This is a genomic window from Chryseobacterium aahli, assembly GCF_022699665.1.
Taxonomy (GTDB): domain Bacteria; phylum Bacteroidota; class Bacteroidia; order Flavobacteriales; family Weeksellaceae; genus Chryseobacterium; species Chryseobacterium aahli.
Map to the genome: position 1 here is coordinate 133,343 of NZ_JALDNB010000008.1, position 19,482 is coordinate 152,824.

Below are 19,482 nucleotides of genomic sequence, written 5' to 3' on the forward strand. Positions count from 1 at the left end.
TTTTTTTATTTATATCAAAAAGATTAAACTGTTGTTAATCTCAAAGTATTCGTTTTTCCGCCTTCATAAGATGGAGTAGCGTTGATGTTGATTACAAAATCTCCGGTTTCAATATAACCGTGATTGTGTGTCAGCATATTTACCTGAATAATTGTTTCATCTGTGGATTTATGCATATCATAATGATAAGCACGAACTCCCCAAAGTAAGTTCAACATCGTGATTACACGCTTGTTGGCACTGTAAACAATGATGTGAGAATTGGGTCTGTGAGCAGAAATCTGAAATGCTGTATATCCTGAATTCGTTAAAGTAACAATTGCAGAAACGTTGGTACTCTTTGCAATTCTTACTGCAGCAAGACATACTCTGTTTGTGATAAATCTCTCATCGATACAGTTGAAGTCTTTTTCAATCGGCTCATTTTTATGTTGGTAAAAATTAGTCTGCTCAATATTCTGAACAATTTTCGCCATATTTTCAACTACCTGAATAGGATATCTACCTACAGAAGTCTCACCAGAAAGCATTACTGCATCAGCTCCATCCAATACTGAGTTGGCAACGTCATTTACTTCAGCTCTTGTTGGTGTTAAACTGTTGATCATCGTTTCCATCATTTGTGTAGCGATAATTACCGGCTTAGAATAGAATCTAGCTTTCTCAACCAAAGTTTTCTGAATAGCAGGAACTTCTTCCATCGGAACTTCTACACCAAGATCTCCACGGGCAACCATTAATCCGTCGCATTCCAATAAGATTTGATCAATATTTTTTACACCTTCAGGCTTTTCAATTTTAGCGATGATTGGTGTTTTAAATTTACCGTTCGGGTGCTTAGACATCAATTCTTTCAAATCGATGATATCTTGTGCGTGACGTACAAAAGAAAGTGCAATCCAGTCAACTTCCATATCCAACATGAAATTGGCATCCAAAATATCCTTTTCTGTCAATGCAGGAAGAGAAACATTAGTATTTGGAAGGTTAACTCCTTTTTTAGAACTCAAAGGTCCACCCTGAATCGTTTTAGCTTTTACAGTATCAATTTTATTCGTTTCAAGAACTTCTAAAACCAATTTTCCATCGTCAATCAAGATTCTTTCACCAACATTCACATCTTGAGGAAATTGCTGATACGTCATATATACTTTGGTAGAATCTCCTTCAATCTTTTCGTTGGTAAATGTTAAAACATCACCAGGATTTAAGTAAGAACCTTCTTTTACAACACCAACTCTAAGTTTTGGTCCTTGTAAATCGGCCAGAATACCTACAGAATATCCGTATTCTTTATTAAGCTCTCTAATGGTTTGAATATTAGAACGAACTAAATCGTAATCTGCGTGTGAAAAATTTATTCTAAATACGTCAACACCAGCTTTCATCAATCCTAACATTACTTCCTTTGATGAGGAAGCGGGTCCAAGCGTTGCGATAATTTTTGTCTTCTTTAAATACTTATTCATAATACTGTATTATTTGATAGAGTTCATCCTCAGAACTCAAATTGTAATCTTGAATTGGAAACACAAGATTTTCAGGCAGCAAAATTACGGAAAAATCAGTGAATTGTTCCGGACTATGCAGAATATATTCTACTTCTGTCTGATTATTTAATAAAAATTTAATGTTTTCTTCTTCTGAGAAGAGTTCAGTTTGTAACTTTTTTTGTTTACTATCTGAAGATTTATTAGAAATAAAAGTGAAGCAGGTCTTTGTAAACTTGTGGTATGCTTCATATCTTGGAAAATAATAATCATAGTAAACGCCATGAAAAATAAGATCTTTAATTCTTGAAAATTTCAAATCGTTCCCTTGATTTATTTTGAAAAAAAACTCATGATCGGGTATATTTTTAGCTAATCTTACCAAACCAATGGTAATATCTTCAAATTCTATATCGTCAAGATCATACAGTTTTTGGATTTCCAAGTATATTTTCTTTTTTATTTAAAATATAAAATGCTCTCTGTGCTGATTTTTCTTCAGCTTTCTTTTTGGAAGTTTCGGTAGCGTTGGCGATTTTTTCATCACCTAACCACACGTGACAGCGGAAAACAATACTCTTGTTCACCTGAATTTCTTCACAGGTTTCGTACTTGATGTTGACCTTTTTCTTTTGACTCCATTCCAGCAGAAGACCTTTATAGCTTACGATTTTGTTTTCAAGCTTGTTGATTTCTGACGGCGTAAGAAGTCGCTCCAATACAATTCTTTTGCAGGTATCATATTGAAAATCAAGGTAAACAGCTCCCACCAAAGCTTCAAAGAGATTTCCTGAAATATTCTCTCCTAAAGCAGCAGAATTGTTGTTTTTTTGTAAAAGATCGGTAAGTTTTAAATCTTCTCCTAATTTATTCAGATTCTTCCTATTTACAATTTTAGATTTCATCTGCGTCATATATCCTTCGTTACCTTTAGGGTAAGTGCTGAACAAATGACATGAAACAATTGTACCCAAAACAGAATCTCCCAAAAACTCAAGTCTTTCGTAGTTACTGTCTTGATTTTTAGAAGAACTTTTAATAGAAAAAGCTTCGCGGTAAAAGTTGATATTCTGAACGGGTGTGCCTAAAATTTTATTAAGCTCAATGCTCAGGAAATAATCTCTTTCCGTTAATACTTTTTTTCTTTGTTTGAGAAGGAATTTAGAAAAGTATTTCTGTAACTCCATTCAGTAATAATTAGATTTTCTTGAATAGAACGCAAGCGTTGTGCCCACCAAACCCGAAAGTGTTACTCATCGCTACTTTCACATCTTTTTTCACCGCTTTATTGAATGTGAAATCTAATCGGCTGTCGATTTTTTCATCATCCGTAAAGTGATTGATTGTAGGAGGAACAATACCATGAATAATAGCTCCCAAAGCAGCAATAGCTTCAATAACTCCGGCAGCACCCAGAAGGTGACCTGTCATTGATTTTGTAGAATTAATCTGAATATTGTAAGCGTGCTCACCAAATAATTTAGAAATTGCACTAGATTCTGCCTGATCTCCTAATGGAGTAGATGTACCATGCATATTGATGTGGTCTACTTCATCAGCAGTTAATCCTGCATCTTCCAGACAATTTTTCATTACTAAATAAGCTCCCAAACCTTCAGGATGTGGTGCCGTCATGTGATGTGCATCTGCACTCATACCGCCACCTAATAATTCTGCATATATCGTTGCACCACGCTTTACAGCGTGTTCATATTCTTCAAGAATGATTGCTCCTGCACCCTCACCCAATACAAAACCATCTCTGTCTTTGTCAAAAGGTCTTGAAGCTGTTTTAGGATCGTCATTTCTTGTAGAAAGTGCCATCATCGCATTGAAACCACCAACGCCACTTGCTGTAACGGCAGCTTCAGAGCCTCCGCAAACAATAACGTCTGCTTTTCCTAATTGGATCAGCATTTTAGAATCAATCAATGCATTTGCAGATGAAGCACAAGCAGAAACAGTAGTGTAATTGGGACCATGGAAACCATATTCTATTGAAATATGTCCCGGTGTAATGTCCGCAATCATTTTAGGAATAAAAAAAGGGTTGAATCTCGGAATATCAGTGTTTGCCCACCCTAAAACTTCAGTTTCAAAAGTTTCTAAACCGCCAATTCCAGAACCCCAGATAACTCCGACTCTGTGTTTGTCTACATTGTCTTCCATAATCCTTGAATGAGCAACTGCCTCACGGGCAGCTACCATACCAAGTTGGGTGTTACGATCCATCTTTTTGGCGTCTTTCTTGTCGAAATGATCCAGCGGATCGAAGTTTTTCACCTCGCAAGCAAACCTTGTTTTAAAGTTTGTGGCATCAAAAAGAGTCGTCGGAGCGGCTCCGCTCTCACCTTTTAACAGGCTTTCCCAGTATTCATTCGCATTATTACCGATGGGTGTTAAGGCGCCAAAACCGGTTACAACTACTCTTTTTAATTCCATAAACTTTGTAAATTTTCTTTGTTGAAGAATATTATTTATTTACTACTTCTTCAATGTAAGCAATAGCGTGCCCTACAGTAGTAATTTTTTCTGCTTGGTCATCAGGGATCTGAATGTTAAATTCTTTTTCAAATTCCATGATTAACTCAACGGTATCCAAAGAGTCAGCTCCTAAATCATTTGTGAAGCTAGCCTCTGGAGTTACCTCTGTTTCTTCAACGTCAAGCTTATCAGCGATGATAGCTTTTACTCTTGATGCAATGTCTGACATAGTAAATTATTTTTTTAATTGTTAGATTGTGCAAATATATAAAATTCTTTACGATAAAACATTTTTTTAGTCTTTTTTGTCGACCAATACCGCTTATTTTATTGTCTCAGACTTTAGTATTTTAGTTTTCAGGTGTTTAGATTTTAAATTAAATCTGATTGTTTGTTTTGATGTTTTATTTTTTTAATTCTCAAAACTTTTTAGTTTAAATTTTTATTAAAATTGCATTAAAAGTGAATTTTTGAGCGCTTAATAACATCCTGAAACGGCTAAAGCTTTAAAAAAGATGCGAGGTTTAAGAGCGTATTGCAATATGTTGATTCTTAATTATAGGAATTGTATTTAACAAAGATGCGTCAAGCCAGAATTCTATTATTTTAGAAGATGTAAAACTGTAAATTATTTAAAAGTGAATTTCTGGACTTTGTCAACCAGATAGATATTACACGAAAGGTTTGGGATGAACTTTCAAGTATTTGTAGATAGATTCTTGATTCAACTTATCTAAATGTGTGAATTTACAGATTCTGGACGGTACCTTTCGTTGCAGGTAATATGGATAAAGTAGATAATTGTACTAATAAACCCATCAATTCAGGTTTATTGGCTTTATCACCTAGTTGTCCTTTCTGGATTTAGTAAAAGCAAACGAAAAAAATGTTTTCAATTCTTCAATCTATGCATTGATAAGGTATCATGTATTCTTGGTTGTCTTATTAAGAACGAAGGTGTTAAAATGAATTTTGATTTTTACTTTCAAAGAAAAACACCAACAAATTTTGTTGGTGTTTTTTTTCTTTAAATAGTTTTAGTTTAGATTTTTAATCAAGTGGTTTTCTTCCACTGATAATATTGTAAAGCACTACTATAACTGCAATTACCAATAATATATGTACTAAAGAACTAGTTCCGATTCCTGGTACGACATTCAATATACCTAAAAGCCAAACGATAATACAAATGACTGCGACTAACCATAGTAAACTTCTCATAATAAAATTTTTTGGGTGTTATGTTTTAGTATTAGCATATACTGTGCCTTTTTGGTGGTAGATGGTAATTTGTGGTATATGTAAATTAAAAAAAAGAACTCAAAACTTGAGTTCTTTTAAATCTTAAAAGTGGAGTTGGAGGGATTCGAACCCTCGTCCAAACAAGCAATACATAAGATTTCTACATGCTTATTTTACTATTGATTTTCGTGCCTAAGCAGAGAGCAAACACCCAACTTAAACCTTAGCTTCTGAAGTTTTCGAGTCTTGGTCAAAGCTCCCAAAACCTTATTTCTGCATTACTATATCTCAGAATCAAACGCCGCAGAATAGAGCATTTGTGAGACATCTTGCTTCCTTACTATCTTCGGGAAAGCGCTTGAATCTTACTTTATTCGGATTAAGCTGCAAGAGCGAACTCTTCGTTGCCAGTTAAAAGTTTGTAGCAAGGGATTAAAGAGATCGCACTACGGTTCTCTGCATGCTTACTTACCCATTGATCTTGCTGTCGAAACCAGTCAACCCCATGTTTACGTAGAGGCAAAGATACAATATTTTGTTTAAATTCAATTCATATTAAAAAGTTGTGTTTAGAAATTTCAGAATTAATATCAATTTTATAGACAAATAATTTGCTAATCAAGAAAAAAGTTATATTTTTGCAATCCAAAATGAGATGTAAATTATGTTAATAATACCTGTAAAGGATGGTGAATCCATCGATAGAGCACTTAAAAAATACAAGAGAAAATTTGATAAAACTGGTACAGTTCGTCAATTAAGATCTAGACAAGCTTTTATTAAGCCTTCTGTAACTCTTAGACAATCTAGGCTGAAAGCAGCTTATAAGCAAAGAGGATTAAGCAAGGAAGAACAAGCTTAAGAGATTTTCTTAAACACATACTAAATCACTTCTTAAATAGTTATATTTGAGGAGTGATTTTTGTTTTATATATACATTATGCGAGAGAAGTTTTTAGACTATCTACAGCTCGAAAAGAGGTATTCGCCTCATACCATTACAAGTTACCGTAAGGATCTTGACGATTTTTTTTCTTTTTATCTTAAAACGGAAGGTTCAGAAAATATTGTCAAGGCTAATAAAAAAACTATCAGAAATTTTATCGTTGAACTTAGTGAAAATGATATTTCAAAGAGAAGTATCAATCGTAAATTGTCTTCGCTCCGCAGTTTTTACCTTTTTCTTTTAAGATTAGGCGAAATTGAAGTTTCTCCTGTAGAAACGGTTACTTCCCTTAAATTTTATGCAGAGAAGCAAATTCCCATGTCTATGGAGGAAATGGAGGTGCTTCAGGATAAGATTCTAGTCAATGTTGACGATATTTTAGAAAAATGCATCGTTGAGGTTTTGTATCAGACAGGAATCAGAAAGGCTGAGCTTTGTGGCTTAATATTTGAGAGTGTAAATTTAGAAGGCGAACAATTGAAAATTTTAGGTAAAGGAAATAAAGAACGTTATGTTCCTATTTCACCTGACTTAGCAAAACTACTCAAAGGCTATTTGGAAATCAGAAAACCTCATGAAGATTTTAAACAATATTTCTTTGTCAACAAAAAGGGAAAAAAACTGACAGAAAAATTTGTTTATGTAGTGGTTAATAAGTACCTTAGTCTTGTTACTTCGAAGGAAAAAAGAAGTCCGCACATCTTAAGACATAGCTTTGCTACGCATGTTTTGGATAATGGGGCAGAGATATCTAAAGTAAAAGAAATATTAGGGCATTCTAGTCTTGCAAGCACTCAGGTGTACACGAATGCCAATATAGAACAGTTGAAAAAAGTGTTTAATCAAGCTCATCCAAGAGCTGTTAAAAAAGAAGAATTATGAAGATTTCAGTACAAGCAATCGGCTTAACTCCACACGAACCACTAGAGTCGCACGTTGACAAAAAAGTAAGCAAGCTTAATACGTTTTACGACAAGCTTCAGGAATGCAAAGTGTTCTTGAAAGTAGAAAACAATTCAGACAAATCCAATAAGACAACAGAGCTTATTTTGGTAGTTCCGGGTGAAGATATCGTCGTGAAAAAGACAAGTACGAGTTTTGAAGAAAGTTTAGACCAATGTGTAGACGCAGCTAAGAAACTGTTAATCAAGAAAAAAGAATTAGCATAGAAAATAAATTAAAAAAAGTTTCTAAAAAAGTTTGAGATTTCAAAAAATCTGTTCTATATTTGCACTCGCAAAAAGGAACAATCGTTTTTTGAAATCTTTTTTTATTTTGCCTCCGTAGCTCAGCTGGCTAGAGCAGCTGATTTGTAATCAGCAGGTCGTGGGTTCGAGTCCCTCTGGAGGCTCAATTTAATATAAAATATCTGGGGAGATTCCAGAGTGGCTAAATGGGACTGACTGTAACTCAGTTGCTTCGGCTTCGCAGGTTCGAATCCTGCTCTCCCCACATTTTATATTAAAAAAAAGCTTGCAAGTTTCAAGAATTTTTGTTAGATTTGCAAACCGTTAACCAATAATTTTGGAAACAAAATTGCGAAAGTAGCTCAGTTGGTAGAGCGTCAGCCTTCCAAGCTGAATGTCGCGAGTTCGACCCTCGTCTTTCGCTCAATTTCACACCGCATTAGGCGTGATTTTTTTTAACTGCTGATGCAGCACAGAGTAGAGTTTCTCTGATAGCTTTCAGTTTTTATTAAATTGCCTCCATAGCTCAGTTGGCTAGAGCAGCTGATTTGTAATCAGCAGGTCGTGGGTTCGAGTCCCTCTGGAGGCTCATTTAATATAAAATATCTGGGGAGATTCCAGAGTGGCTAAATGGGACTGACTGTAACTCAGTTGCTTCGGCTTCGCAGGTTCGAATCCTGCTCTCCCCACATTTTATATTAGAAAAAACTTGCAGATTTAAAGGGGTTACCCTAAATTTGCACAGCGTTTACCAATAGTTTTGGAAACAAAATTGCGGAAGTAGCTCAGTTGGTAGAGCGTCAGCCTTCCAAGCTGAATGTCGCGAGTTCGACCCTCGTCTTCCGCTCATTCAAAAATCACGCTTCTGGTGTGATTTTTTGTTTCAGGCCGACTTAGCTCAGCGGTAGAGTGCTTCCTTGGTAAGGAAGAGGTCACGGGTTCAAGTCCCGTAGTTGGCTCACTTTTTGTCCCGATTTCTTCGGGATTTTTTTTGCTTAAAATTTCATCTTTAGGATCTCATGAATTCACAAAAGCATCAAAAAAATATTTATTGTAAATTTTAAAAATATATTTTGGAGATTCAAAAAAACGTTTTATATTTGCACCACCAAAAACAACGATAATAATCGGAGTTAATGGAGAGATGGCAGAGTGGTCGATTGCGATAGTCTTGAAAACTATTGACTGTAACAGGTCCGGGGGTTCGAATCCCTCTCTCTCCGCTGGTTGAGAAACTAAAATAAGCTAAAACGCTGTAAACATCAATGTTTACAGCGTTTTTTGTTTTGCGCTAGAATCAAAAAAAATCAAAATAGGTCACGATTTTTATGACCTTTTTAGTGATCCATTGTGAAAATTGGAAAATAGGTCACGAAAAACTCAGGGAAACCTGACCAATAGGCAGTCTAACTATTGTATATCTTGCAAAAAGTGGTAACAAAAACTAAATTATTAAACAATTAAAGTTACCACATCATGAACAAAACATTCAATCTTTTATACAGATCTGGGATTACCACTGAGATTAGATCCGGATATGAATATTCCTTCCAAAAGATCATCCCTAAAAGAAACTTATAGTCAGATTATTAGTGATCTAAAAGAAGCGGTTACGTTATTGACTGATGCACAAATTGCACTGATTCGACCATCAAAAGCAACCGCATTAGGCTATCTTTCCAGAGCATATTTGTTTATGGGAGATTATCAAAATGCCTTGGAATATGGGAAGCAAACTCTTTCCATCAATGATAAATTAATAGACTTCAACACCTTGAATCCTTCCGATTCTTATCCGATAAAATCAATGAATATTGAAGTGCTCCTTCATTCTTCTATGGTATATTCACAGTTTTTGTCTAGTTCTATGGCTAAAATTTCGCAATCATTGTATAACACTTATGACAATAATGATTTGAGAAAGAGCATTTATTTTAGATTTAATACAACACAGCAAATACTATTTAAAGGAAACTATTCAGGAGGTGCTACGAGAATGACTTGTTTAGCAACAGATGAAATCTATCTTAATGTAGCTGAAAGTTACGCCCGGCTTAACGATATAACGAAAGCTATGCAAACCTTAAATGAGTTATTAAAAACACGTTGGAAAACAGGAACGTATATTCCGATGACAGCTAATTCACAGAGTCAAGCGTTGGATATTATTTTAAAGGAAAGAAGAAAGGAATTATTGTTTCGTGGTTTGCGATGGTCAGATTTGAAAAGGTATAACCGTGACGGCGCAGGAATTTCTCTGGAAAGAATCGTAAATGGAACAACTTATATATTGCCACCCAATGATCTTCGTTATGCGATAGCCATTCCTGAAGATATTATAAAAATGACGGGAATGCCTCAGAATCCGAGGTAAGTTAATAAATAAAAATGGGGTGGAAATTTCCACCCCAAATTATTAGCTAAATCACACGATTAAGGCTCAGGTCTATAACCTTCTGATATCGCTAAAACTTCACTGTTGGTCTTAGAACCTAAAACAGCACTCAGTGAACTGCCATCAGGAACGGTTACCTTACAAGGTCTTACCGGTTCTTCAGGTGAACAATCTGTCGGGATCGTTGATGTGCTCCAATGCGAAACATCTCGGAATGCATTGGCTGTCATGTCGTTACTAATATAGTAAAAAGTCTGTGCTACAGCTTTTTCTTTTTTCTCAGCTATTTTAAACGACATCATTGCGCCTGTAAACATAACAGCAGCAATAGCTACTGCATTGATTTTCAAAAATTGGTTGAATCTCATTTTATTGGTCTTTTTATATATCAAAAAAGATTACCATAAAAACTTTAGAAACCTGCCTGAGAAGTACGATTGATTAGGTGAAATAATTAGTTATACCCATAGATTAACGAATCTTGTCGTACCAAAATATCCTATTCTACATATTCTCAAACAAATTGTTGTTAATAAATTCATTTTAGAGTTTCGGATTGTTAGACAGCTTTCGACCGTCTAATTCTAAGGTTAAACTTTAATAACAAATTCCAATCATAATTGTCCGTAAGTAATTACGGTAACATACTTATTCAGCAGGCCTGCTGTATCTTAGATTTAAACCTAAAGCGATAACAGAAAGAACGACACATCCAATGTTAAAAATCAGATGCTGAGTCCAACTCATTTTCTCTAAAATTCCTCCACAGGAACAAGGAAGATTTTCAGAGGTTTGAATTATGTAAAAAATGTATCCAGTGAAAATCAGCATCAAAACAAAACTTCCAATCAATCCTGTATTTCTGGTCTTCCGATAACACAATAATCCTGCAATGATCAATTCCAGAATAATAATTGCAAAGGGTAAGAATTCAGCATATGCACTTAATAAAAGTGATTCCGAAATCTGAATCTGAAAATTTTCAAAATCCATTATTTTACTGATGCTGGCATAACAAAACAACAGTATAAAGAAATAGCTGATGAATTCTACGACTCTTGTTTTGACTTTTGTCATAATATTTTATGATTTATTTAAAATTGCTTTGATGATTGATTCACTTGGAATTCTTACATCTAAATTACACTGACTGTGAGGTTGAGAAAAACAATAGCGGGAAAGAAATATGTTTTCTATGTAATGAAATATACATCCTTCCCACTATATTTATTTTTAACTAATTGAAAATTAATTATTTATAGATTTATTAGGAATGGAGCCGAACTCGAAGCTTGTTCAAATACATTTTGTAATAGATTTTTCCGGTAAATTTGAATATATCATAATGTTATGCATTATCATCATAAGATTTCACTTTTGATTTTTAATTTGTTCTTCTTTTTTTTAAATGCCCAGGAATTACAAAGCTTATCATACAAGACGATTTCAGACTTGTATGAAAACTACCCTGAAAACGATTCAAGGGCAATGGTTTTTGTGAATAAGTATATAGAAAAAGCAAAAAAAGAAAATAATTGGAAAAAGCAGATTATAGGTTATGAAGATGCCATATACTACACCGAAGACATCAACCGCAAATTGTCTTATGCCGACAGTGCTATCGTGGTGGCATTCAAATCTGGTGACCGTGATATTATTTCCAGAGCATACCTCGGAAAAGGCATTATTTACTATTATAACAAGAGACAATATAAGTATGCTTTGGAGCAATACCTTAGGGCTTATCAATTTTCTCGGAATTCAAGCAACGATTATCTGATAAATAAAATAGACTATCATCTCGGGATGGTAAAAAGTTATTTGGGCTACTACGAAGAAGCTGCAGTTCACTTTAGAAATACTACGAAGTATTTTGAGGAACATATGAAAGAAAACCTTCACCCGAACATAAGGTTGAATAATGAGTCAGGCTATTTTAATAGCATTTACCGCTTGAGTAATTGTTATGAAAATCTTCGTTTATACAACAAGGAAGATTCATTGATTAGCATAGGGTTACAAAAATTGAAAAACATCAATGAGCATTTACTTGAATATGGCTACTTTCAAAAAGGGAAAGGTGTACAACTTTTAAGAAAAGGGAATACAGATGAAGCACTTAAACATTTGGAACTTTCACGCGATATTTTGGTCAATAATCAGGATTATAACTCATTAACCGCTGTTTATTTTTACTTAGGGAAACTATATTGGCTCAAAGGAAACAGAGTAGAATCACTGGTTTATCTGAATAAAGTGGACTCTATGATTAACAAGGTTCAATTTACTACTCCCGAGATCCGGTCAAGTTATAAGTACCTCATTACGGATGCAACAGAGAACAGTAGTTTGGGTAAGCGACTGTATTATAGTGACCAGTTTTTACTAACGAATTCAACCTTGAATGTTGATTTTGCAATGTTGTCTTCAAAAATCTACGGAAAGATTACTAGAAGAAAAACAAATATGGGAGAATAAACTGCATAATGATTTTTACTTTCTAATTGCTACGCCAGTTATAATTGTTCTTTTATTTTTTTTAATAATCAGGCTGCGTAATAGAGAAAATAAATTTCTTGGAAAATTTATTAAAATATGGAAAAAGTTCAGGAAGTATCATTCTTTTCTAATTGCGAACAAAAAAACTTCTGAAAAGAAAAAAACACACAGTCCCGAAATCATTGAAGATATTAAAGAAAAACTCAAAAAGTTTGAAGAAGACAAACGATTTCTTGACAAAAACCTGACCTTACCAATGGTTGCAAAAATGTTTGGCAGAACACACTCCCAACTATCTTATGTACTGAATGAACATCTGAATGTTTCTTTCACGCAGTATCTAAAGGTTTTACGAATCAAATACATTACCGCTCTTCTTTTGGAAAATGACCTGTATCTGAAGTATAATATTGAAAATTTGGCTCACGAATGCGGAATGTCCAGTCGACAGTTATTCTCAACACACTTTCTAGAAATCAACGGAATAAGACCTATAGATTTTATAAAGAATAGAATGAAGGAAATCGATGAGAATTGATTTCTAAATAAAGAGAGCGTTACTCTTTTGTATGTCCCAAATTATATTTTGCAATGTAAAAAAACAGTGCATTTATTGAAATATGGAAAACTCATCCTGGCTTTTTCCCTCGGAGTTTCCCACATTCCAACAAAGTTTTCACAACAACAGCAGACCTTTTAAAAATTTATAGATATGTAAAATAGATACAGGTACTCAATCAACCTGCGTAAAAGAGATATAGGTTGAGAATTTTTCCTGCACAATAGCAACCTGATTAAAAGAGATACAGGTATTCGATTGACCTGCGTAAATTAGACACAGGTTCTTGGCTGACGTGTGTAAAATAATACAAGATCAACCTGCGTAAAAAGAGGCTAGGTGTTATTTTCATCATATACCAACTTCCAAAACAGATTTACAAAAAATAGATATTGGTTTTCAGTTAATTACATAATAATTATGATTTTGTTTCTTTTTTTTAGAGCTCTGAAATAACATTCGTTGATTTTAACGGCAAGATGTGTCTTTGTATATACAAACTTTTCAAGTTTGATACCCAAAGACTCTCTTGCCTTTTTTTGCAAAAAGGGAAAAAAACTGCGGAACTTGTTTTTTTGTTTTTCTTAAAATTGGTTTAAAGATTCCAAATTATTCTTATTTATTCTTTTTTAATCTCCACGTATTTCCAAATTATTCCAGATTGTTCTTATTCAATCCAACTCCCTTCAACACTATTGTTTTAACGATTTTGATGTTCCAATTTTGCAAAAGAAATTTTATCAAAAACAAAAATGAAAAAACTATGAGAGTAAACCTTGTTACCAAAGAAGACCTTCAGGAGTTCAAAACCGAATTGCTTGAAGACATTAAAAATCTTTTTAATATCAAAATTTCAGAGCAGAAATTATGGCTGCGCTCATCAGAGGTCAAAGAACTTCTGAAAATTTCTACCGGAACATTACAGAATCTCCGTGTCAATGGAAATTTATCTTATACCCGTGTCGGAGGTACATTATACTACAATTACAAAGACATCGAGAAAATGTTAAATGGCAAAGGATAATTTATTATTGACAAAATGAATTACATAAAACATCTTACAGGCTTCTATGAAAAGGTGGCTCAGGATAGTACACTTAATCCTACACACATCAGCCTATACTTAGCATTATTCCAATTCTGGAATTTCAACCGTTTCCGAAATCCGGTCAGTATTTCACGGGACGAAGTGATGCGGATCAGTAAAATCCACTCAAAAGCCACCTATCACAAATGCCTGAAGAATCTTCATTCTTCAGGCTATATTGATTATCAGCCATCTTACAATCCGTTCGCAGGAAGTCAGGTTTTTATGCTGGATTTTGCGGGGGAGTTGAAGCCCACTCTTAAGCAAATAAGAATCAAAAATTAAATTTCTTCTGAATTTCCCAAGTGCTAGTTAATAGCAGACGTTATCTGGCGACATTTTATGGACTATAATATGCATTATGACAATTATTTTTCAATATCAATTTTATTATTTTTAGCTATTTTAGCATTGTATGCATCTAACATTTTTTATCTTTGAGGATTAACATTAATGATACTAAATGTCAGAAGAACAAAGACGTCAGTTGCAACAGCAACTTTGGAATATTGCCAATACTTTAAGAGGGAAAATGGACGCCGACGAATTTCGGGATTATATTTTAGGATTTATTTTCTATAAATATCTTTCTGAAAAGATTCATTTTACAGCCAACAAAATTTTATTAGATTCTGGAGAAGACATCGACTATAATGATGTTGATGAAAATACTGAAGGAGGAAAAGAAATCGTTCAAGCAATTTATGAAGAGGTTGTTGAAGATTTAGGATATTTCTTAAAACCATCAGAACTTTTTAGTAATATTGCTAAAAAAGGTCATCAAAAAGAGGAAGGAAAATCTAATTTTATCCTTGCAGAACTTTCAAAAATTCTTACTAATATAGAACAATCTACTTTAGGTACTGATAGTGAAGACGATTTTGATAATCTTTTTGAAGATTTGGATTTAACATCTTCCAAATTAGGAAAAACTGAAGACGAGAAAAATACTCTTATTTCCAAAGTGTTGTATCATCTGGATGATATTGATTTCAATCTTTCTGATACCAATGCCGATGTTCTAGGCGACGCTTATGAATATCTGATTTCACAATTTGCCAGTGGTGCAGGTAAGAAAGCAGGGGAATTCTACACGCCTCAACAAGTTTCTACCATTCTGGCTAGAATCGTTACCAGCAGAAAATCTCAATTAAAATCCGTTTACGATCCGACTTGCGGAAGTGGCTCTTTGCTCCTTCGTGTTGCCCGTGAAGCAAAAGTAAGTGATTTCTATGGTCAGGAAATGAACCGAACTACTTATAACTTGGCTCGAATGAATATGATTCTACACGGTGTCAATTACAGTAATTTCGATATCAAGCAAGAAGATACGCTTGAGAAACCCCAACACCTTGATAAAACTTTTGATGCTATTGTTGCTAATCCGCCCTTTTCTGCGAATTGGAGTAGCAATGAACTTTTATTATTAGACGAGCGTTTCTCACAATATGGAAAATTAGCTCCAGCTTCCAAAGCAGATTTTGCTTTTATTCAGCATATGATTCATCATTTGGATGAGAACGGAATTATGGCAGTTGTAATGCCTCACGGTGTTTTGTTCCGTGGTGCAGCGGAATTGGTTATTCGTAAATATCTGATTAAAGAGAAAAATTATCTTGATGCTGTAATCGGTTTACCTGCCAATATTTTCTTTGGTACAAGCATTCCAACCTGTATACTGGTTTTTAAAAAATGCAGAGAGCAAGATGAAGATGTTTTGTTTGTGGATGCAAGCAAAGAATTTGAAAAACAAAAAAATCAAAATGTACTGCTTCCAAAACATATCAATAAAATTGTTGATATGTATCAAGAGAGAAAAACGGAAGAGAAATTCTCTCATCTCGCTACTTTGCAGGAAATTGCAGACAATGATTACAACCTGAATATCCCTCGCTATGTCGATACTTTTGAAGAGGAAGAAGAAATCGACATCCAAGCGGTAATGGCAGAAATCAAAGTTTTGGAAGCCAAACGTGTGGAACTCGACAGTCAAATTGAAGTTTATTTAAAAGAATTGGGATTAGTAAGTTAATTTTTTTTTGACTTTAGAATATCCTTAATTTTTATAGCAGTAACAATAAATTATCAAGATGACAGAAAAAAATAAAAGTATCAGAAATTTTCCAAATTTGCGATTTCCGGGGTTTGCAGTGGAATGGGAAGTGAATAAATTGGGAGATATATGTAAAATGCAAGCTGGAAAATTTGTTAGCGCTTCTGAGATTTTAAAAGAAACAGATAACAAATTATATCCTTGTTATGGAGCAAATGGATTAAGAGGATTTACTTATTCATATAATTATGAGGGAGAATACTCTTTAATTGGCAGGCAAGGAGCACTTTGTGGAAATGTAACAAGAGTATTTGATAAATTTTACGCAACCGAGCACGCAGTTGTTGTAACTCCTAAATATAAAGTACATTCCACTTGGTTATTTTATTTGTTAAAATATCTAAATTTAAATCAGTATGCTACTGGTATGGCTCAACCTGGATTATCTGTACAAAATTTATTAGAGGTTGAATCAATAATCACAGATTCCCTTGAAGAGCAAGAAAAAATTGCATTTTTATTATCTCTTATAGATGATAGAATTTCAACCCAAAAGAAAATATTAAAGGAACTAAAATCTTTAATTAAATCTTCACGTGAGAAAATATTTTCTCAAAAATTAAAATTCCGAACTGTAAATGAAATTGATTTTTCTAATTGGGAAATAAAAAAAATTAGAGATTTATTTGAAATAAAAAAGGGTGAACAATTAAATAAAGATGATTTAAATGATGCTGGTTCATATCCTTGTTTAAATGGCGGAATAAGTTTTTCGGGTTTTACTGAGAAATTTAACTCTGAAGAAAATACAATTACTATAAGTGAAGGTGGTAATTCTTGTGGATACATAAATTTTATGAGTACAAAATTTTGGTTAGGTGGGCATTGCTATAAAATCATCGTAAATAAGAATGCTTCTAAAAAATACTTTTATCATTTACTTAAATATAATGAATCAAAAATTATGAATCTTCGAGTGGGTTCAGGTCTTCCTAATATCCAACTAAAGGATTTAAAAAATTTAAATCTTTTAGTGTCAAATGATTTTGAAGAACAGACCCAAATTGCAAATTTCCTATCATCCATTGATGAAAAAATCGAAACAGAAAAGAAAATTTTAGCGCAATACGAAACCCAAAAAAAATACCTTTTGGCAAATCTTTTTATATAATTAGTTTTTCAAGATTTAAAACCTTGAAAAGTTTCCGTTTTACACAAACAAATTAACGAGTAAATACTTTTTTTGAAGTTCTAATTTTTGTAAAATTTCTTTCTCTAATCTAATTTTGTCACCAATGGATGATAGAAAGTTAGCGATTTTAGTTTGTTCCTTAATGGAGGGAAATTTAATTTTCATTTTACTTAAACTTTCATAACTTAATGTATTTCTCACACTACCTTCAAAAGAATTACTCATTTGAAAATTAAATTCTAAAGTAAAAAACCAAATTAATAAAAAATCATCATTTAGCAAATTGTTATCGGCTTTAAAGCTTATATATAAAGGACTGATTATTGACACGCTATCGTCAGATTTATAGGCTAAAGAACCAACGTCAATTCTTGACGGGTTATAAGCAAAATGTCCTTTTTCAATAACATAATAATTTGAGGTGTTCACACTTGCAACTCGTCTATCTTGGAAAACCTCATCCTGATTTATGAAACCATATTTATTACTAACACTTTGAACATTTAGATATTTTAAGTCCTTATTTTTATTGGAATTTTTAATTAAAACAGTTCCTAAATTTAATGTTTCCCAATCAACGAAATCATTTCCATCTTCATCTTTAAATCTAATTTTATTAGAAAAGATCTTCTCACGAAAACCTAACATTAAATACACTAAATTATCAATTATTTTCTTTTGGGTTGAAATTCTATCGTTAAGCAATAATAAAAAATTTGATGTTCTTTTTTGCTCATCAAGATTAGGAAGTATTATTTCTAATGTTTTTAAATCCGAATTATATACATTACTAATACTTGAGCCTTTGGCTAAATTGGAAATTTTCCTTCTTAATTTATGATTGATGTAATAGGATACGTAGATCTGAGAATAAACATCAGAATTTATCGGTTTTAATATATTTATTGTGCGACCTATAGCTACGTTCGCAACTGTTAGAGCTGAGGCTAATCCAATATCAAGAGGGTCTTCACCTGCTGAAGGAAGCAAAATCTCATCTCCTTGACTAAAATGCAATTCAGATTTATCAAGGTTAGTTTTATTAAACACTTCTGTAATAACCTCATTATACATATGGTATAACTCCCCATATCTGACACAAAAAGTTTCAAATTCAGGAGATGCTTCATTTTGTTTAATATTTTTACCCGTTGAAAAAAGGAAAATATCTTTAAAAATGTATTTTTTATAAGAATTTTTTTCTAAATCAAACCCCGGAAATCGCAAATTTGGAAACTCAAAGATTAATGATTTTCAATTATAAATTTAACAGAATTTTCTTCTCAAATCCTTTATTCATACCTTTTTGATTTTTAATAATAATTTAAAATCAAAAAGAAAATTATGACGACACAAAAAACATTTGCTCAAATCGTGGAACTATGGAAAAAAGACAAACAACTTTATGTGAAAAAGTCTAGCTTTTCGGCTTACGTGCTTTTGCTGGAAAACCATTTGTTACCCAAGTTTGCGGAAGTTAGTAGTATAGAAGAAGAGGAAGTTCAGCAATTTGTTTTTCAAAAACTGGAACAGGGATTGAGCCAGAAAAGCATAAAAGATGTTCTTATCGTTTTGAAAATGGTAATGAAATTTGGGGCAAAATATAAATGGATTCAGTATACGCCATTCGATATTCAATATCCAACCGTTAGGGAAAATCAAAGTATTGAAGTTCTGACCAGAACTCATCAGAAAAAAGTGATGAATTATATTCAAGAGCATTTTACATTCCGGAATCTGGGGGTTTATATTTGTCTTTGTTCTGGAATGCGGATTGGCGAAATCTGCGCACTCACTTGGGAGGATATAGATACCGATAATGGCATCATCAACATTAGAAAAACCATTCAGCGAATCTACATTATTGAAGATGGCAAAAGAAGAACAGAATTGCTTCTCGATACACCAAAAACCAAGAACTCAATACGTGAAGTTCCAATGAGCAGAGATCTTTTGCGAATGTTGAAGCCTTTTAAAAAAATTGTGAATCCTTTGTTTTTTGTTTTAACAAATGATGCCAAACCAACTGAGCCAAGAACTTACCGGAGCTATTATAAAAATCTGATGAAACAACTGGAAATCCCGGAAATTAAATTCCACGGATTGCGTCATAGTTTTGCAACCCGATGTATTGAAAGCAAATGTGATTATAAAACTGTGAGTGTACTATTGGGACATTCCAATATCAGTACAACATTGAATCTTTATGTCCATCCAAATCTGGAACAGAAGAAAAAAGCAATAGATCAAATGTTTAAAGCACTTAAATAGTTTTAGTTATGATATTTTTTGTTAGATTTGATAAAACTATTAACAACATTGTCAGAGTTTCAAACTCTGACAATGTT

At 33.3% G+C, this 19,482-nt stretch carries 20 protein-coding genes, 8 tRNA genes and 1 other RNA gene; 19 read left to right on the plus strand and 10 right to left on the minus strand.

The features are described 5' to 3' along the window. Positions 1–23: 23 nt before the first annotated feature. From pyk to ssrA, 7 genes are all read right to left on the minus strand, one after another. The gene (gene pyk / locus MQX03_RS13580) at positions 24–1,469 is read right to left on the minus strand and encodes a pyruvate kinase (protein ID WP_129535957.1); all 1,446 of its coding nucleotides are present in this window, start codon (positions 1,467–1,469) and stop codon (positions 24–26) included. Continuing rightward, positions 1,462–1,935 (minus strand): IPExxxVDY family protein, encoded by a 474-nt coding sequence (locus MQX03_RS13585; RefSeq protein ID WP_242803725.1) that lies wholly within the window; start codon positions 1,933–1,935, stop codon positions 1,462–1,464. Before MQX03_RS13585 ends, pyk begins: the two co-directional genes overlap by 8 nt. Then, a complete protein-coding gene (gene rnc, locus MQX03_RS13590) occupies positions 1,913–2,677 on the minus strand; it encodes a ribonuclease III (protein ID WP_129535959.1) in 765 nt (254 codons plus the stop codon). Before rnc ends, MQX03_RS13585 begins: the two co-directional genes overlap by 23 nt. A 10-nt stretch (positions 2,678–2,687) precedes the next feature. After that, positions 2,688–3,932, minus strand: a complete 1,245-nt coding sequence (gene fabF / locus MQX03_RS13595; RefSeq protein ID WP_129535960.1) for a beta-ketoacyl-ACP synthase II — start codon at positions 3,930–3,932, stop codon at positions 2,688–2,690. 31 nt (positions 3,933–3,963) lie between these two features. Continuing rightward, a complete protein-coding gene (locus tag MQX03_RS13600; RefSeq protein ID WP_002976354.1) occupies positions 3,964–4,203 on the minus strand; it encodes an acyl carrier protein in 240 nt (79 codons plus the stop codon). Between the two features lie 821 nt (positions 4,204–5,024). Beyond that, positions 5,025–5,195, minus strand: a complete 171-nt coding sequence (locus tag MQX03_RS13605; protein WP_129535961.1) for a lmo0937 family membrane protein — start codon at positions 5,193–5,195, stop codon at positions 5,025–5,027. Between the two features lie 127 nt (positions 5,196–5,322). Further along, positions 5,323–5,721, minus strand: a transfer-messenger RNA (tmRNA) gene (ssrA, locus tag MQX03_RS13610). A gap of 159 nt (positions 5,722–5,880) precedes the next feature. On the opposite strand from ssrA, the gene rpsU reads away from it, so the two are divergent. The 12 genes from rpsU to MQX03_RS13670 all read left to right on the plus strand — a co-directional run bounded on the left by rpsU (position 5,881) and on the right by MQX03_RS13670 (position 9,723). Then, positions 5,881–6,078, plus strand: coding sequence for a 30S ribosomal protein S21 (rpsU, locus tag MQX03_RS13615; protein ID WP_034723363.1), 198 nt, complete (start codon positions 5,881–5,883; stop codon positions 6,076–6,078). A gap of 78 nt (positions 6,079–6,156) precedes the next feature. Continuing rightward, the gene (locus tag MQX03_RS13620; RefSeq protein ID WP_242803726.1) at positions 6,157–7,044 is read left to right on the plus strand and encodes a tyrosine-type recombinase/integrase; all 888 of its coding nucleotides are present in this window, start codon (positions 6,157–6,159) and stop codon (positions 7,042–7,044) included. After that, positions 7,041–7,331: an HPF/RaiA family ribosome-associated protein gene (locus tag MQX03_RS13625; RefSeq protein ID WP_129535964.1), complete on the plus strand. Its 291-nt coding sequence runs from the start codon at positions 7,041–7,043 to the stop codon at positions 7,329–7,331. The genes MQX03_RS13620 and MQX03_RS13625 overlap by 4 nt, the downstream gene beginning before the upstream one ends. Before the next feature lie 108 nt (positions 7,332–7,439). Then, positions 7,440–7,513 (plus strand) — tRNA-Thr (locus tag MQX03_RS13630). Between the two features lie 20 nt (positions 7,514–7,533). Next, a tRNA-Tyr gene (locus tag MQX03_RS13635) sits at positions 7,534–7,614 on the plus strand. 86 nt (positions 7,615–7,700) lie between these two features. Next, positions 7,701–7,773 (plus strand) — tRNA-Gly (locus MQX03_RS13640). A gap of 91 nt (positions 7,774–7,864) precedes the next feature. Further along, positions 7,865–7,938, plus strand: a tRNA-Thr gene (locus MQX03_RS13645). A gap of 19 nt (positions 7,939–7,957) precedes the next feature. After that, positions 7,958–8,038 (plus strand) — tRNA-Tyr (locus MQX03_RS13650). Positions 8,039–8,123: 85 nt separating this feature from the next. Beyond that, positions 8,124–8,196, plus strand: a tRNA-Gly gene (locus tag MQX03_RS13655). Between the two features lie 40 nt (positions 8,197–8,236). Continuing rightward, a tRNA-Thr gene (locus tag MQX03_RS13660) sits at positions 8,237–8,308 on the plus strand. A gap of 179 nt (positions 8,309–8,487) precedes the next feature. Beyond that, positions 8,488–8,572: transfer RNA gene (locus tag MQX03_RS13665), tRNA-Ser, on the plus strand. A gap of 296 nt (positions 8,573–8,868) precedes the next feature. Further along, positions 8,869–9,723 carry a RagB/SusD family nutrient uptake outer membrane protein gene (locus tag MQX03_RS13670; RefSeq protein ID WP_394801751.1) on the plus strand — a complete coding sequence of 285 codons (855 nt, stop codon included), beginning with the start codon at positions 8,869–8,871 and terminating at the stop codon, positions 9,721–9,723. Positions 9,724–9,782: 59 nt separating this feature from the next. On the opposite strand, the gene MQX03_RS13675 is transcribed toward MQX03_RS13670, so the two are convergent. Then, positions 9,783–10,112 carry a hypothetical protein gene (locus tag MQX03_RS13675; RefSeq protein ID WP_242803729.1) on the minus strand — a complete coding sequence of 110 codons (330 nt, stop codon included), beginning with the start codon at positions 10,110–10,112 and terminating at the stop codon, positions 9,783–9,785. 280 nt (positions 10,113–10,392) lie between these two features. Continuing rightward, positions 10,393–10,821 carry a MauE/DoxX family redox-associated membrane protein gene (locus MQX03_RS13680; protein ID WP_242803731.1) on the minus strand — a complete coding sequence of 143 codons (429 nt, stop codon included), beginning with the start codon at positions 10,819–10,821 and terminating at the stop codon, positions 10,393–10,395. 273 nt (positions 10,822–11,094) lie between these two features. Here MQX03_RS13680 and MQX03_RS13685 point away from each other — a divergent pair, with 273 nt between their 5' ends. From MQX03_RS13685 to MQX03_RS13710, 6 genes are all read left to right on the plus strand, one after another. Continuing rightward, positions 11,095–12,222, plus strand: coding sequence for a hypothetical protein (locus tag MQX03_RS13685; RefSeq protein WP_242803734.1), 1,128 nt, complete (start codon positions 11,095–11,097; stop codon positions 12,220–12,222). Between the two features lie 277 nt (positions 12,223–12,499). Then, positions 12,500–12,781, plus strand: coding sequence for a helix-turn-helix domain-containing protein (locus MQX03_RS13690; protein ID WP_242803735.1), 282 nt, complete (start codon positions 12,500–12,502; stop codon positions 12,779–12,781). Between the two features lie 784 nt (positions 12,782–13,565). Continuing rightward, positions 13,566–13,826, plus strand: coding sequence for a helix-turn-helix domain-containing protein (locus MQX03_RS13695; protein ID WP_242803736.1), 261 nt, complete (start codon positions 13,566–13,568; stop codon positions 13,824–13,826). Positions 13,827–13,841: 15 nt separating this feature from the next. Then, positions 13,842–14,174, plus strand: coding sequence for a hypothetical protein (locus MQX03_RS13700; protein WP_242803737.1), 333 nt, complete (start codon positions 13,842–13,844; stop codon positions 14,172–14,174). 178 nt (positions 14,175–14,352) lie between these two features. Beyond that, entirely contained in the window at positions 14,353–15,921 is a 1,569-nt protein-coding gene (locus MQX03_RS13705; protein ID WP_242803738.1) for a type I restriction-modification system subunit M, read from the plus strand. Between the two features lie 58 nt (positions 15,922–15,979). Continuing rightward, positions 15,980–17,113, plus strand: a complete 1,134-nt coding sequence (locus tag MQX03_RS13710; RefSeq protein ID WP_242803739.1) for a restriction endonuclease subunit S — start codon at positions 15,980–15,982, stop codon at positions 17,111–17,113. A 39-nt stretch (positions 17,114–17,152) separates the two neighbouring features. On the opposite strand, the gene MQX03_RS13715 is transcribed toward MQX03_RS13710, so the two are convergent. Then, entirely contained in the window at positions 17,153–18,361 is a 1,209-nt protein-coding gene (locus tag MQX03_RS13715; protein ID WP_242803740.1) for a restriction endonuclease subunit S, read from the minus strand. A gap of 117 nt (positions 18,362–18,478) precedes the next feature. Between MQX03_RS13715 and MQX03_RS13720 the strand changes: the two genes are divergently transcribed. After that, entirely contained in the window at positions 18,479–19,405 is a 927-nt protein-coding gene (locus tag MQX03_RS13720; RefSeq protein ID WP_232706334.1) for a tyrosine-type recombinase/integrase, read from the plus strand. The last annotated feature ends 77 nt before the right edge of the window (positions 19,406–19,482 follow it).